The sequence below is a fragment of the Nonomuraea sp. NPDC004354 genome (assembly GCF_053602555.1).
Window position 1 is genome coordinate 281,487 of the sequence record NZ_JBSGDV010000003.1, and the last position, 14,488, is coordinate 295,974.

14 protein-coding genes are annotated in these 14,488 nt (G+C 71.8%); 11 read left to right on the forward strand and 3 right to left on the reverse strand.

The features are described from left to right. The first annotated feature begins 66 nt into the window (after positions 1-66). Positions 67-1,011 carry a LysR substrate-binding domain-containing protein gene (locus ACWENQ_RS12020; protein WP_449924021.1) on the forward strand — a complete coding sequence of 315 codons (945 nt, stop codon included), beginning with the start codon at positions 67-69 and terminating at the stop codon, positions 1,009-1,011. Positions 1,012-1,017: 6 nt separating this feature from the next. On the opposite strand, the gene ACWENQ_RS12025 is transcribed toward ACWENQ_RS12020, so the two are convergent. Continuing rightward, positions 1,018-2,184 (reverse strand): pyridoxal phosphate-dependent aminotransferase, encoded by a 1,167-nt coding sequence (locus ACWENQ_RS12025; RefSeq protein ID WP_452414067.1) that lies wholly within the window; start codon positions 2,182-2,184, stop codon positions 1,018-1,020. A gap of 145 nt (positions 2,185-2,329) precedes the next feature. Here ACWENQ_RS12025 and ACWENQ_RS12030 point away from each other — a divergent pair, with 145 nt between their 5' ends. Both ACWENQ_RS12030 and ACWENQ_RS12035 read left to right on the forward strand, forming a co-directional pair. Beyond that, the gene (locus ACWENQ_RS12030) at positions 2,330-3,175 is read left to right on the forward strand and encodes a DUF418 domain-containing protein (protein ID WP_452414069.1); all 846 of its coding nucleotides are present in this window, start codon (positions 2,330-2,332) and stop codon (positions 3,173-3,175) included. Next, complete coding sequence (locus ACWENQ_RS12035; protein WP_452414070.1) at positions 3,172-4,380, forward strand: M20 metallopeptidase family protein; 1,209 nt, start codon at positions 3,172-3,174, stop codon at positions 4,378-4,380. Before ACWENQ_RS12030 ends, ACWENQ_RS12035 begins: the two co-directional genes overlap by 4 nt. Here ACWENQ_RS12035 and ACWENQ_RS12040 read toward each other — a convergent pair. Further along, a complete protein-coding gene (locus tag ACWENQ_RS12040; protein WP_449924032.1) occupies positions 4,316-6,250 on the reverse strand; it encodes a hypothetical protein in 1,935 nt (644 codons plus the stop codon). The genes ACWENQ_RS12035 and ACWENQ_RS12040 overlap by 65 nt on opposite strands. Before the next feature lie 62 nt (positions 6,251-6,312). Here ACWENQ_RS12040 and ACWENQ_RS12045 point away from each other — a divergent pair, with 62 nt between their 5' ends. The 8 genes from ACWENQ_RS12045 (at position 6,313) to ACWENQ_RS12080 (ending at position 12,968) form a co-directional block, all read left to right on the forward strand. Beyond that, entirely contained in the window at positions 6,313-7,947 is a 1,635-nt protein-coding gene (locus ACWENQ_RS12045) for a RyR domain-containing protein (RefSeq protein WP_452414072.1), read from the forward strand. Next, positions 7,944-8,420, forward strand: a complete 477-nt coding sequence (locus ACWENQ_RS12050; protein ID WP_452414073.1) for a hypothetical protein — start codon at positions 7,944-7,946, stop codon at positions 8,418-8,420. The genes ACWENQ_RS12045 and ACWENQ_RS12050 overlap by 4 nt, the downstream gene beginning before the upstream one ends. A 9-nt stretch (positions 8,421-8,429) precedes the next feature. Further along, entirely contained in the window at positions 8,430-9,224 is a 795-nt protein-coding gene (locus ACWENQ_RS12055; protein ID WP_449924041.1) for a carbon-nitrogen hydrolase family protein, read from the forward strand. A gap of 65 nt (positions 9,225-9,289) precedes the next feature. Then, positions 9,290-9,742 carry a hypothetical protein gene (locus ACWENQ_RS12060; protein ID WP_354907484.1) on the forward strand — a complete coding sequence of 151 codons (453 nt, stop codon included), beginning with the start codon at positions 9,290-9,292 and terminating at the stop codon, positions 9,740-9,742. Further along, positions 9,739-10,134, forward strand: coding sequence for a hypothetical protein (locus ACWENQ_RS12065; RefSeq protein WP_354907485.1), 396 nt, complete (start codon positions 9,739-9,741; stop codon positions 10,132-10,134). The genes ACWENQ_RS12060 and ACWENQ_RS12065 overlap by 4 nt, the downstream gene beginning before the upstream one ends. Positions 10,135-10,195: 61 nt before the next feature. Further along, entirely contained in the window at positions 10,196-10,642 is a 447-nt protein-coding gene (locus tag ACWENQ_RS12070; RefSeq protein ID WP_452414075.1) for a hypothetical protein, read from the forward strand. Further along, complete coding sequence (locus ACWENQ_RS12075) at positions 10,642-11,127, forward strand: sigma-70 family RNA polymerase sigma factor (protein WP_452414077.1); 486 nt, start codon at positions 10,642-10,644, stop codon at positions 11,125-11,127. The genes ACWENQ_RS12070 and ACWENQ_RS12075 overlap by 1 nt, the downstream gene beginning before the upstream one ends. Next, positions 11,124-12,968, forward strand: coding sequence for a hypothetical protein (locus tag ACWENQ_RS12080; RefSeq protein ID WP_452414078.1), 1,845 nt, complete (start codon positions 11,124-11,126; stop codon positions 12,966-12,968). The genes ACWENQ_RS12075 and ACWENQ_RS12080 overlap by 4 nt, the downstream gene beginning before the upstream one ends. Here the strand turns inward: ACWENQ_RS12080 and ACWENQ_RS12085 are convergent. Then, positions 12,965-14,455, reverse strand: a complete 1,491-nt coding sequence (locus ACWENQ_RS12085; RefSeq protein WP_354907489.1) for a carboxyl transferase domain-containing protein — start codon at positions 14,453-14,455, stop codon at positions 12,965-12,967. The genes ACWENQ_RS12080 and ACWENQ_RS12085 overlap by 4 nt on opposite strands. Positions 14,456-14,488 lie beyond the last annotated feature (33 nt).

Sequence of the window (14,488 nt, forward strand, 5' to 3'; positions counted from 1 at the left end):
CAGTGCCTCCAGGTTGCCGCATCTAACATTGATCCGAGAAATCGAGCAGTCGGACCAATCTGAGAGGTGATTCCTATCAGTGAGCCCATACCCACCCTCGCTCAGCTGCGGGCATTCCTTGCCGTGGCCGACCATCTGCACTTCCGGGAGGCCGCCACCGCGCTCAGGATGAGCCAGCCCGCGCTGTCGGGGTCGGTGTCCGCGCTGGAGGAGATCCTCGACACCCAGCTGCTGGAGCGGACCACCCGCAAGGTGCTGCTGACCCCGGCCGGCGAGCGGGTGGCGGTGCACGCGACGCGGGTGCTGGCCGCGGTCGACGACCTGGTCGGGGAGGTGGCCAGGAACCGCGAGCCGTTCAGCGGTCCCGCGCACCTGGGCGTGATCCCGACGGTCGCACCGTACGTGCTGCCCGCCCTGCTGCCGATGTTCGCCAAGCGCTTCCCGCTGCTGAAGCTGACCGTCCACGAGGCCAAGACCGAGACGATCGTCGAGGAGGTCCGGGAGGGCAGGCTCGACCTGGTGCTGCTGGCGCTGCCGACCGAGACGAGCGGGCTGGTGGAGGAGCCGCTCTACGACGAGGACTTCCTGCTGGCCGTACCGGAGGGCCATCCGCTGGCCGCCGAGGAGGGGCCACTGCGCAGGTCGGCGCTGAAGGGGCTCGACATCGTGCTGCTCAACCAGGGCCACTGCCTGCGCGAGCAGGCGATCGACGTGTGCAGGGAGGTGGGCGCGCGGGCCACCGCGACCACCTACGCCACCAGCCTGCCGACCCTGGTCCAGCTGGTGGCGGGCGGCCTCGGGGTGACCCTGCTGCCGGAGTCGGCGGTGCCGGTGGAGACCGGCAAGCGGGTACGGCTGGCGCTGCGCAGGTTCGCCCCTCCGGCGCCCGGCAGGACGATCGGCATGGCCTACCGGGCGAGCTCGGCCAGGGCCGCGGAGTACGCGCAGTTGGCCAAGGCGGTGCGTGGCGCGGTCAGGCAGCGCAAGCTGCCGGTGAAGGTGATCTCCTGACCGCCCCTACCCGCCGAGCCGCTTGAGCCTGGTCACCGCCTCGTCGATGACCTCGTCCTTCTTGCAGAAGGCGAACCTGACGAAGTGGCGGCCCCGGTCGGGGTGGTCGTAGAAGACCTGGGTGGGGATCGCCACCACCCCCGCCAGCTCGGGCAGCCGCCTGGTCAGCTCCAGGCCGTCGGTGAAGCCGAGCGGCCTGATGTCGGTCTGCACGAAGTAGGTGCCGGCCGGTCTGAGCACCTCGAACCCGGCCGCCGCCAGCCCGCTCAGCAGCCGGTCACGTTTGCCCTCCAGGCCGGCGCGCAGCCCGGCGACCCAGTCGAGCTCCTCGCGCAGGCCGTGGGCCACGGCGAGCTGCCAGGGCCCGTTGGCGGTGAAGGTCAGGAACTGCTTGACGGTCTGGACGGCCCGCACCAGCTCGGGCGGCGCGCAGACCCAGCCGGTCTTCCACCCGGTCACCGAGAACGTCTTGCCCGCCGAGGAGATCATCACGGTGCGCTCGCGCATGCCGGGCAGCGTGGCCATGGGCACGTGCTCGACGCCGTCGAAGGTCAGGTGCTCGTACACCTCGTCGGTGATCGCCAGCAGGTCGCGTTCGGCGCACAGCTCGGCGATGATCTCCAGCTCCTCGCGATCGAACACGGTGCCCGTCGGATTGTGCGGTGAGTTGACCAGGATCGCCCTGGTGCGCGGCGTCACGGCGGCGCGCAGCTCGTCGGGGTCGAAGGTGAAGCGCCCCGCCACCGGGCGCAGGGTGACGGCGACCAGCCGGGCCCCGGCCAGCGCGATGGAGGCGGCGTAGGAGTCGTAGTAGGGCTCGAAGGCGATGACCTCGTCGCCCGGCTCGCACAGCGCCAGCACGGCGGCGGCGATCGCCTCGGTGGCGCCCACGGTGACCAGCACCTCGCCGTCGGGATCGTAGGCCAGGTCGTAGTGCCGCCGCCGATGCTCGGCCACCGCCTGCCGCAGCTCGGGCAGGCCCGGACCCGGCGGGTACTGGTTGGCACCCGACCTGATCGCCTCCACCGCGCGGTCGAGCATCGCGGGCGGGCCGTCGGTGTCGGGGAATCCCTGCCCCAGGTTGATCGCCCCGGTCCGTACGGCCAGCGCGCTCATCTCGGCGAAGATCGTGGTGCCGAACCGTCGCATGCGGGAAACAAGGGGATCGCTCACGAGACCACACTATTGGTCTCGAGGCGTGATCACCCGGGTCGCCCTCGATCGACCGCGCGTGTCCGCCCCGAGGCTCGTACACTTCCGAACATCCCGCCCCCGTGATCGCGGCCGGTTTCCCCGTATGGTGGTGGTCCTGGTTCCTGTGACGCGCATCAGAGAGCTCGACGCGCTCCGCGGCTTCGCGGTGTGCGGCATCATGCTGGTCAACACCTGGCAGCACGCCCAGGCGCCGGACAGCGAGTGGTGGGTCGAGACGTTCCTCCAGGGCCGCTTCTACCCGATCTTCTCGCTGCTGTTCGGCGTCAGCTTCGCGCTGGTGCTGCGCGGCGCCGGCCGGTGGGTGCTGCTGCGCAGGCTGCTGTGGCTGCTGGTGTTCGGGCTGATCCAGCACACCTGGTACGAGGGTGAGGTGCTGACCGACTACGCGCTGTTCGGCATCGGCGTGCTGCTGCCGGCCTCGTTCCTGTCGGGCGGCTGGCCCGTCCTGGTGCTCGGGGTGGCGGCCACCGCGTGGGGCGTGTGGGTGGGCGGCGGCATCCTGATCATCCCCGGGCTGTTCCTGATCGGCATGGCGCTGATGGACCTGCGGCCGGGCCGCGGGTGGCTGCTGCCGGGGTTCGGCGTGTCGGCGGTCGTCTCGGCGGCGCTCGGCTCGCTCTACCTGCGGACCGACGAGTGGTGGGTCTACGTGACGGCGGCGCTCGCGGGCGCCGCCGCCTACTCCACGCTCGTGCTGTTCCTGCGGCCACGCTGGCTGGAGCCGATGGGCAGGATGGCGCTGACCAACTACGTCTCGGGCACCGTGGTCATCGTGCTGACCGCGCCGATGCGCTGGCCGGTGCTCGCCGTGGCGGGCGTGACGGTGCTCGCGCAGCTGCTGTTCAGCTGGTGGTGGCTGTCGGTGTTCAGATACGGCCCGCTCGAATGGGTGTGGCGGATGCTCACCTGGTGGAAACCGGTGCCGAACCGGCTCATACTCCGTTCGTGACGCTGAGCGCTCTCCTTCGCCTGCTGGACGACGAGTTGCCTGACGCGATCCGCCTGCGTCACCGGCTGCATGCCGTACCCGAACCGGGGGGCGCGGAGGTGGAGACCTGCGGCGTCATCGCCGAGCACCTGCCGCTGCCCCACCGGGTCGTGGCGGGCACCGGGATGATCGTCAGGGTGGGGCCGGAGGGCGAGCCCGCGATCGGCGTCCGCGCCGAGCTCGACGGGCTGCCGCTGGCCGAGCTGACCGGCGCGGCCTTCGCCTCGGCCAACGGGCACATGCACGCCTGCGGCCACGACGTGCACCTGGCCGCGCTGGTCGCGCTGGTGCGGGCGGCGAGCAGGACGGAACTGCCCGCGCCGCTGGTGGCCGTCTTCCAGCCGTGCGAGGAGCGGCACCCGTCGGGCGCCGTGGCGCTGCTGCGCGAGGGCGAGCTGGCGGCGGAGGGGGTGGAGTCGGTGGTCGCCGTGCACGTCCACCCCGACCTGCCGTGGGGCACGATCGGCGCCGACCCCGGCACGGTCAACGCGGCGGCCGACGCGATCAGGATCGACGTCGAGGGGCTCGGCGGGCACGCCGCCTACCCGCACCGCACGAGGGACCCGGTGCTGGCGCTCTCGCACCTGGTGGTGGCGCTGCACGGGCTGGTGGGGCGGCGGATCGACCCGGTCCACGGCGCCACGCTCACCGTGGGGGCCGTCCACGCGGGCACCGCGGAGAACGTGATCCCCGGCGCCGGCCACGCGCTGGTCACGCTCCGCGCGCTGGACACCGCCGACCAGCGCGCGCTGCTGTCGGCCGTCAGGGAGTGCGCCGAGCACGTGGCCGCCGCCCACGGGTGCGCCGCGAGGCTGACCGTCACCAAGAGCGAGCCGCCGCTGGTCAACGACCCCGCGCTGGCCGAGGCGGCCAGGCGCGGGGCGGCGACGGCCGGGTTCGCGCCGGCCCCGGCCTGGCACTCGTGCGGCGGCGACGACTTCGCCCACTACGGCACCGCGTGGCCGACGCTGATGGCCTTCGTCGGGCTGGGCGGCGCGCCCGGGTTCGTCCACGCCGGCCTGCACGATCCGCGGTTCCTGCCGCCCGACGAGGCCGTGGGCGCCTGCGCGCGGGCGCAGGCGCTGGCCTACGCCGCGGCGCTCAGCGCGCGGAGCGGAACACCAGCAGGCGGAACATCTGCGTGGAGCCGACCAGCTTCTCCTTGACCAGGCGCAGGCCGTGACGCTCGGCGCCCGCCGCGACGCGGGGCACGGACACGGCGTTGACCATGTCCTGGTTGCCGGCCAGGTAGGCCTCCGCGTAGTCCTCCGAGAGACCGTTGTCGATCATCCAGGTCCGCCAGGCGGCCACCGCCGACGTGCGCTCGTGGTCGTCGTCGGGGGCGAAGCAGTCGGAGAAGACGAGGCTACCGCCGGGTTCGAGGCGCCTGGCGCACTCGGCGAAGAAGGAGTCGATCGACTCGTCGGTGGGGTTCTGGCCGAACAGGAAGTGGGTGACGAGCGAGCCGAAGATGACGTTGTAGGTGATGTTGTCCTCGACGTCGTCCCACGCGGTCTTGTTGAGCAGGCGCACCCAGCGGTTCAGGTCGTCGCCGATCTTCTTGTGGGCGAGCTTGCGCATCTGCACTGCGCGGTCCATCGCGCGGTACCGGTCGACCGGGTAGAGCTGGCCGAGCTGCTCGAACGGCTCGCACAGGGTGCGGATCCACGGGACGATCGCGGAGGTGAGGCTGCCGGTGCCGTACCCGATCTCCAGGACCGAGACCGACATGTCGATCTCCTGGAAGATGCGCAGGATCTCGCTGGCGACGGTGGCCGAGCAGTCCTGGATCAGGTCGTCGTACATCGGGATCCAGGTGCGGATGTGCTGGTCGTAGCGGTCGAAGTAGGCCGGGGAGCGGTGCTCGGTGCGCAGCGTCCAGTGCTCGTCCCACCTGCCGATCTCCAGCTTGCGCAGCCACTCGCGCTTGAGGGTGTGGAAGTCGTGGTTGGGGTCGAACCGCACCGCCCGCGCCTTGACCGCGTCGTAGTAGCGGTTGGCCAGGTTGAAACGGTGGCGGTCGCGCTCGATGTGGAGCATGCGCCGCTCGCCGAAGTCGCTGTCGAGCCTGCTCCGGTAGCCGCCGATGCAGTCGGGGTTGAGCAGCAGCAGGTGGGCGCCGACGGCGGTGTCGCCGAAGGGGTGGCGCACGCCGAGCCCCACGTCGTCGACGGCGGCCACGTAGATCTCGTAGCTGCTGTCGGCCAGGCTGCCGATGTGGTCGCGCCACATGGACATGTGCCGTGACAGCTCCGCCTCGCCCTGGAAGAACAGCTTCCAGTCGATGAGGAAGATCCGCTCGGTGACCTGGGAGCTCATCAGCTCGGGGTGCTCGAGGTCGGTCTGCCAGAAGGTCTCGGTGTTGTCGGTCAGGTCGGCGATGGCCCTGATCGGGCCGTCGTTCCAGTCGCGCAGCTCGGCGAAGCAGTGGGAGTAGTAGTCGGCGTCGGTGACGAGGTTGGACGGGCCGGAGTTGCGCACCTCGGAGGCGAGCGCCTCCAGCCAGCCACTGCGCAGGTGCAGCTGCGGGTGGTCGCTGTCGTGGTTGCTGAGCACCGACTGCAGGCCGCCGTGCAGCTGGGTCAGCTTGCGGCGCAGCGCCCGGTGGCCGGGGCTGAGCGACTCCAGCTCCAGACGGTCGAGCAACCTGCCGAAATCGGTCTCGAATTTGCTGAACCCGGCGTCGTTGCTGGCACTCGGATAGTTGAGGTATCGCGGCGCGCCGAAGTCTTCGGGCAGCTCGCTGGTGCCCTCCTGCTTGATGACGACGACAGGCAAATCCAACGCTCGCGCAAAACCGACTTCAAATGCCAAATTGGGGCGAACCGTACTTCCTTCCAGGATGAGAATGTCCGACCTGCGGATCTGCTCCTGGATCTCGATGCCGATGTTGCGGCTATGGGGTTGCTCGCTCCAGTCGTAGACGTCGAAATGACGTTCGGCCAGCTGGCTCTTCACCGACTGGACCGCCCTGATGACCGACTCGGAGCCCTCAGCCTCGGTGGACCAGGCGAGAAACGCATTGACGGGGTCCATGCAGACATGAATACACGACGAGCAACTGGACTTTCAAAGGCGACACAAAATATCGTGACGTAATGGCTTTGCGGCTGTCATTCGCCGTACTGGTGCTCGCGTCTTTCGTTCTCGGCCTGGTGGGATTCGCCGCGTATCTCGAGCCCGGGGCCTCGGCCTTCGATCTGGTCTATTACTCGCTGCAGCTGTTCGTCCTCGATCCGGCTCCGTTCGACGTCGATCACAAGCCGCTGGGATGGGCGCTGGAGGTGGCCCGCTTCACCGCCCCCGCCGCGACGATCTACGCCCTGGTCGCCGGTCTGCTGCTGCTGTTCTCCACCGAGATCCGCCGCCTGCGCGCCCGCGGCTCGCGCGGCCACGCGGTCATCTGCGGCACCGGGCCGATCGCGGGCGTGCTGACCACGCGCCTGCGCGCGGCCGGCCGCCGCGTGGTGCGGATCTCCCCCACGCCCCACGCCGACCGCGGGGTGCTGCACGTGGAGGGCGACCCGCGCGATCCCGCCGTGCTGCGCGCGGCGGGCATCGAACGCGCCGCTGTCCTGTACGCCTGCGAGGCCGACAGCGCGACCAACACCGCGATCGCGCTGGCCGCGCACGCCCTGCCGCGGCCGAAGGCCCGCCCGCTGGCCGCCTACGGGCTCATCTCCGACCCCGACATGTGCGCCGCGCTGCGCGCCCGGCGGCTCGGGCTCACCCGGCCGACGGGACTGCACCTGGACTTCTTCAACCCCGACACGCTCGCGGCCCGCGTGCTGCTGGACAACGACCCGATCACCACACCGGACCCGGTCATGGTCATCGGCCTCGGCACGTTCGGCCGGACGCTGCTGCTGGAGCTGGCCAGGCACTGGCGCCCGCGGGCGCGGGAGGCCGGGCCGTTGCCGGTCACCGTCGTCGACACGGACGCGACCGGCGCGACGGCGGCCCTGTGCGCCCGGCACGACCTGCTGCTGACCGCCTGCGACCTCGAGGCGATCGACCTGGAGCCGGAGCAGGTGAGCCTGCCCGAGGTGCTGCCGCACGCCTCGCGCCGCGTCTACGTCTGCTACCCCGACCAGGACCAAGCGCTGAAGGTCGCGCTCACGTCGCTGCGGCTGTGGGGCGGCGGCCCCGGCTCGCTGGTCGTCCGCGTCGACCACGCGGCGGCCTTCGACTCCACGCTGCTGGAGGGCCTGGACGGCGCGCTCAGGGTCTTCCCGGTGACCGACGCGGCGGGCGACCCGCGGCTGATCGCCGAGGACCTGGTGGAGACCCTGGCCAAGGCGACGCACAACCACTACCTGGCCGACCAGCGCGGCAGGGGCGGCAGGTTCGCGGTCAACTCCTCGCTGGTGCCGTGGGAGGAGCTCGAGGAGGACAAGCGGGAGTCCAACCGGCTGCTGGCCGAGGACATCGGCAGGAAGCTGAAGGAGGTCGGGTGCGCGCTCGGCCCGCGCGTCGACCCGGACCTCGGCTTCGCCTTCGCCGAGGAGGAGATCGAGCTCCTGGCGGAGATGGAGCACGTGCGCTGGGTACGCATGATGGTGACCCGCGGTTGGTCCCACGGCCCCTTGCGGGATGATGAGAACAAGACACATCCCGATATAGGAGACTGGTCCACTTTGTCAGCATCGGCGAAGGAAAAGGACCGCGACACGATCAGGAACCTGCCGGGCATCCTGGCCCTGGCGGGCTTCCAGGTGGTGAGGACGCGATGACGAGGTTCGCCGTGACGGGACACCGCGAGCTCACGCCGCACACGGTCGAGCTGGTCGGCCAGGCCCTGCGCGACGAGCTGGCCAGCGCGGGTCCCGGCCTGGTCGGCGTGTCGTGCCTGGCGGAAGGGTCCGACCAGATCTTCGCGGCCGAGACCATCGCGGCGGGCGGCGAGCTGCACGCCGTCCTGCCCGCCCGCCGCTACCGGGAGAGCCTGCCCGCCGACGCCCGCCACACCTACGACATGCTGCTCGGCAAGGCCACCCACGTCCTCGAACTGCCCTTCGAGGAGGCGGGCGTGCCCGCCTACCTGGCCGCGGCGCAGGCCATGCTGGCCGAGGCCGACGAGCTGGTCGCCGTATGGGACGGCACCGCGCCGCGCGGCCCGGGCGGCACCGCCGACGTGGTGGCCATGGCCAGACAGGCCGGGATGCCGGTAAGGGTGATCTGGCCGCCGGGTTCCAGCCGGGCATAGTCTCGAGACGTGACCAGAATCGCCCTCTGCCAGCTGCCCGTCTCCCCCGACCCCGCCACCAACCTCAAGCGGGCCACCGAGGCCATCGCCAGGGCCGAGGGCGCCGACCTCGCGATCTTCCCCGAGGCCACCCTGACCAGGTACGGCAGGCGCATCGCCGAGCTGGCCGAGCCGCTGGACGGCCCCTTCGTGACCGGCCTGGCCGAGGCGGCCCGCGACCACGGCGTCGCGGTGATCGCCGGCGTCTTCGAGCCGGGCGAGGGCCGCGTCCACAACACCGCGGTCGCGATCGACGCCTCGGGCGCCGTCAGGGCCACCTACCGGAAGATCCACCTGTTCGACTCCTTCGGCTCGCGCGAGTCGGAACTGGTGGCCCCCGGCTCCGAGCCCACGGTGGTCGAGCTGGCCGGGCTGCGGATCGGGCTCATCACCTGCTACGACCTGCGCTTCCCCGAGCTGGCCAGGGCGCTGGTCGACAGGGGCGCCGACATGTTCGCCGTCATCGCGGCCTGGAGCTCGGGCCCCCTCAAGGAGGACCACTGGATCACGCTCGTGCGGGCGAGGGCGCTGGAGAACACGATGTGGACCGCCGCCGTCGACCAGGCGCCCAATCCCGCCGAGGCGAGCGACGGGTTCGGCGTCGGGCGCAGCATGCTGGTCGACCCGCTGGGCGTGGTGCGCGCCGATCTGGGTAGCGCACCGGGCGTGCAGGTGGTCGAGCTCGACGCCGAGCTGACCGCCTCCGCCCGCGCCACGCTGCCGTGCCTCGAGCACCGGGTGCTGGGTGTGGGCCGGCTGCCCTGACCAGGGGCCGCCGCGATTGGCGGGGTTCTTGGATCGTGACGGCCAAGAGATCGTAAAGTGGTGTCGTGAACGAGCGTAGGACGCAGATGCAGAAGGTGGTGCCGCCCCGGCTGCTCGTGCCCTACCTCTCGGGCAAGCGCACGGTCATCTCCGGCTACGTCTACCGCGTGCAGGACTGCGTGCGGCTGACCACGCCCCGGGCGTTATTCCTGGGGCTCGACCTGTCCTTCGAGGGATCGGAGCTGAGCGCCCACGTGCCCGAGCTTTACCTGATGCGGTGGTACGCGCGCGACGTGGACACCTACGCGGTGCCGTACGGGCCGCACATGGGCGGCGACTGGAGCGACGCGCCGCCGTTCGCGGGCAACGGGTTCACCACCTCGCGCGAGCACGTGGTGCCCCAGTTCCACACCACGCCGATGCCCATCCCGGCGGGAGCGGAGATCGTGCACGTCAGCGGCGCGGGCGAGCGGCCGTTCGCCGCCTACGACGGGCTCACCTGGCGGCCGTCGTCATGAGCGACGAGATCGTGCCCGTGGCGTCGGGTTTCGTCGCCCGCCACCGGGGCCGCACCCACCCGGCGGCGATCGGGCCCGACAGCGACGAGGTCGTGCTGTTCAGCGAGGAGGAGCTGGACGGCTTCGAGGCGGCCTCCGGCTACTGGCGGCGCACCGTGGACCGCTCCGAGCTGGAGTGGCTGGTGCTCGTGCGCACGGTCGGCGCGTTCGGCGGCGAGCCGTGCGTGGTCCTCGACGAGGACGACGACGGCCTCCACATCGCCTACACCGGCCACAGTGGCATGAAAGCGGAGGCGCTCGGCTACTGGATGGTCGACCATGGGGCCTATGAGGTGGTCGTCCCCCGCGAGGAGGTCTTCTCGATCAGGGTGGAACGCCTGCCGGTCGGCTGACCCCGGTCAACCGGTCGCCCGGTCGAGCGTCTCCCCTGGCATGCGATGGTTATGCGCCCTCGTGCCCTTCGTCCTGGTGGGGTGCGGCGAGGCTCCGGAGACGTCCGAGATCTACCAGCGGGTCATGCAGGGCAAGGCGCCGGTCGGCCAGGTGCTGACCGTCTCGGACCCGCCGGTGCGGCTGTGGTTCGCCCGCACCACCGACGAGGATGGCGACCTGCGGCTGTGCGGGCCCCGCTCCTGCGGCCACGACGTGTCCGACCGGCCGGAGCCGGCGTGGGCGGAGGACCGCGAGGGCGACCTCTACTACGGCGCCGCCCGGCCCGGCGTGGCCGGCGTGCGCGCGCGCACCGTGGAAGGCGCCACGGTCAGCGGCACCGTCCACCGGCCCGCGGGGGCGCCGCTTTCCATCTGGACGGTGACCGTCCCCGGCGCGCGGGTACGCGGTTTCGATTTCCTCGACTCCTCCGGTCAACCGGTCGCCACGGCGGGTGTCTCTGGTACGTGATGGAAACACCCACCATGGCGCCCGCGGCCCCCACCTTCGCGGAGCTGTTCGCCGCGCAGTACCAGTCCCTGGTACGGCTGGCGGGACTGCTGGGCGCCGACGACCCCGAGGACATCGCACAGGAGGCGTTCGCCAGGCTGCACGGCCGCCGCCTGCGCGACGACGCGGCGGCACTCGGATACCTGCGCGCGACCGTCTGCAACCTGACCCGTAACCGGCTGCGGCACCTGCGCCTCAGCCGGCTGCGCCGTCCCGAACCCCCCGAGCCGGCCCGCAGCAGCGAGCACGCCGTCATCGTGGCCGAGGAGCACCGGGAACTGCTGGCCGCCCTCGACACGCTGCCGCGCCGCCAGCGGGAGGCGCTGATCCTGCGCTACTGGCTCGACCTGTCCGAGCGAGAGATCGCCGACGCCATGGGCGTGTCGCCCGGTTCGGTCAAGACACACGCCAGCCGGGGCCTGGCGGCACTGAGGGGGAAGCTGTGAACGACCTGGAAGAGCGGCTGCGTGCCGCGCTCGACGCCCGCGCCATGACCTTCGAGGCCGGCCCGACGGCCTGGATCGAGGTGCAGCGGCGGGTCCGGCGGGGCCGGTGGGTCTGGCCGGTCCTGCTGGCCGCCCTGCCGGTCGCGCTGGTGGCCCTGCTCGTGCCTTTCCTGCTCAACGGGGGCCAGGACAGGCAGACGACCATGGGCCCGCCGAAGGACCCGAAGCCGGTGGGCGAGGCGCTCGTCATCGACAACCCGACCGAGGACCGCCCGATGCGCCTGTGGTACGGCAAGAACGACGCGGGCCTGCTCGCGCTCTGCCGGGACGTGCAGTACGCGGGGAGCGCCTCCTCGAGCATGTGCGGCGAGAACGCCGGCGCCAAGGCGATGCGGAACGCCGGCTGGTTCGAGGGGACGACCCAGTCCGTGCCGCTGCGTGAGACCATCCTCGACTACGGTGGCGCGCGCCAGGAGGTGGCGACGGTGACGGCGGTCACCGCGAAGGGGGCCCGTTTCACCGGCACCCTCCACCAGCCCTCGGGGGCCCCGATGAAGATCTGGACGGTCGCCTACCCCAGCACGGATCAGGTCACCTCCTACGAGTTCGCCGACGCCGGCGGCCGCGTCCTCTCCCAGCGGCTGCGGGGCATCACGATGCTCCCCGAGTCCGCGCAGGGCAAGCCCGCGGGCGCCGCCGTGAAGCTCGGCGACCTCAGCGTGCGGCCCTTCGACACCCCCGACCGCAATCTCATCTGGACCCTGGAGGGCCGCGAGGTGGGGCTCCACCTGGTCAGGGTCGACAACCTGACGCTCGACGACCTGGGCGGCAAGCCCATGGCGGTCCAGCTGCGGGTCAACAGCGGCCACTGGTTCGGCATCGCCCGCCGGGGCACCGCGAAGGTGGAGCTGGTCCGCAAGGACGGCAAGGCGCTGACGGCGGCGGTGAAGCCGGACCCGTGGAAGGTGGGGGTGAGCCTGTTCGCGGGTGAGCGGGCCGTCACCGGCGACCTCTACCTCGAAGGCTTCACCCTGGTGGGCTACGACGAGGCGGGCAGGCAGCTGTGGCGCGACGACCATCCCGCCGACAAGCCCGCCTGGGACCCGCACCCGCCGATCGGCGAGGTGGTCACCATCGGCGAGGCGAAGGTGTGGTTCAGCAAGGTGACGCTCGCCGACGGCAGGACCTGGGACGGCCTGTGCCGCTCCACCCCGGGGACCAAGACCACGTGCGACGCCTTCGAGCCGGTCGGGCCGGGTGACGCCCGCCGCCTGCTCGACCTCGGCAAGAGCGCGATCGGGGTGGCCGGATCCGAGGCCACCCAGGTCGAGGCGGTGAAGTCCGGTGCTCGCGGCACCATGTACGCGCCCGCCGACGCGCCGCTGAAGATCTGGGCCGTCCCCTACCCCGGCGGCAGCGAGCAGTTCGTGCTGAGCGACGCCAGGGGAAACACGGTGGCCTCGGTCGGCGGCGACGCGCCCGACGCGTGCACGGTCTCCCCGCCCGTCGGCCCGGCCGCCGTCCTGGAGGGCGGCGCGAGCATCACCCACCAGAACGGCTGCATGATCATCTGGGGGGCCGGGGGGCGCTTCGCCGTCGAACCGCAAAGGATCGAGGACGCCACCTACAGCCACGGCCAGAACGTCCTCGCCGGATGGACGGTCAAGAAGACGGCCAAGGTCGAGCTCGTCTACCCGGACGGCGCCCGCCTGACCGCGACGCTGCGGTCCGACCCCTGGGGTCTCGGTTTCACCCTGTTCTCCGCCCGCACGACGAAGGACAACCTGGACGTGCACGTGGTCGGCTACGACCAGGCAGGCAAGGAGATCTGGCGGCGCTAGATCCCGAGCGAGCGGTAACGCGCCAGGCGGGCAGGCAACCTGTCCGCCTTCGGCGTCGCCAGCAACCGCGCGATCTCGTACTCCAGCGCCCGCGCCACCCGCTCGCAGAAGGCCTGCGGCTCGTAGGCGGCGTCGGGCCGCTCGGGGATGACGCGGTCCACGATCCCGTCGCGGCGCAGGTCGGTGGCGCGCACGCCCTGCGCCTGGGCGATCTCGGGGGCGAAGTCGACGCTGCGGTAGAGGATGGCCGAGGCGCCCTCGGGCGGCAGCGGCGACAGCCAGGCGTGCTGGGCGGCCAGCACCCTGTCGGCGGGCAGCAGGGCCAGCGCGCCGCCGCCCGCCCCCTCACCGAGCAGCAGGCAGACCGTCGGCGCGTCGAGCATGACCAGGTCGGCCAGCGAGCGGGCGATCTCGGCGGCCAGGCCGCCCTCCTCTGCCGACTTCGACAGGGCGGCGCCCGCCGTGTCGATCACGGTGACCAGGGGCAGGCCGAGCTCGGCGGCCAGTCGCATGCCGCGCCTGGCCACGCGCAGCCCGGCGGGCCCGAACGGTCCCGTCGCCCGCTGCGTGCGCCGGTCCTGGCCGAGCACGACGGCCGGCGCCGTGCCGAACCTGGCCAGGGCCAGCAGCAGCCCCGGATCGGCCTCGCCCTCGCCGGTGCCGTTCAGCGGGGTGACGTCGGTGGCGGCGAGCTTGAGCAGCGTGCGGATGCCCGGCCGGTCGTCGCGGCGCGAGCGGGTGATGGCCTCCCACGCCTCCACCGGACGCAGGTCCTCCTCGGGGGCGGCCCCGGCCTCGAGCCCGCTCCTGCCGGCCGTCAGCACGGTCAGCGCGCTGATGGCCATGGCGCGGGCGTCCTCGGCCGAGACGACCGCGTCCACCAGGCCGTGCGTGAACAGGTTCTCGGCCACCTGGACGCCCTCGGGGAAGGCGTAGCCGTGCAGCGACTCGAACACTCGCGGGCCGAGGAACCCGATGAGCGCCCCCGGCTCGGCCGCCGTCACGTGCCCGAGCGAGCCCCAGCTGGCGAAGACGCCACCGGTGGTCGGATGCCGCAGGTAGACGATGTATGGCAGGCCCGCGTCGCGATGCCGCTGCACCGCCGCCGCGATCTTGATCATCTGGGTGAAGGCGAGCGCGCCCTCCTGCATGCGGGTGCCGCCGGAGGCGGGCGAGGCCAGCAGCGGCAGCCCCTCCCTGGTGGCCCGCTCGACCGCCAGCACCAGCCGCTCGGCCGCCGCCACGCCGATCGAGCCGGCCATGAACGAGAACTCGCAGGCCATGACGGCCACCCGGTGCCCGCCGAGGAACCCCTCACCGGTGATCACCGACTCGTCGTAGCCGCTCTTCGCGCGGGCGGCGGCCAGCTCTTCGGCATAGGAGGAGCCCGGCTGTGAGGGGTCGGCGGGCGGCGTGTCCCATGACTTCCACGATCCCTTGTCCAGGACCGTCTCGATGAGAGTGCGCGCGTCCGGCCGGCTCACCACTGCTCCCCTGCTGTCGTCGAGTGCTGCAGAATT

Coding starts and splice junctions, on each gene's coding strand:
- ACWENQ_RS12040 (WP_449924032.1), bottom strand. CDS start 6,250: ATGGACCCCGTCAATGCGTTTCTCGCCTGGTCCACCGAGGCTGAGGGC.
- ACWENQ_RS12045 (WP_452414072.1), top strand. CDS start 6,313: ATGGCTTTGCGGCTGTCATTCGCCGTACTGGTGCTCGCGTCTTTCGTT.
- ACWENQ_RS12065 (WP_354907485.1), top strand. CDS start 9,739: ATGAGCGACGAGATCGTGCCCGTGGCGTCGGGTTTCGTCGCCCGCCAC.
- ACWENQ_RS12050 (WP_452414073.1), top strand. CDS start 7,944: ATGACGAGGTTCGCCGTGACGGGACACCGCGAGCTCACGCCGCACACG.
- ACWENQ_RS12075 (WP_452414077.1), top strand. CDS start 10,642: ATGGAAACACCCACCATGGCGCCCGCGGCCCCCACCTTCGCGGAGCTG.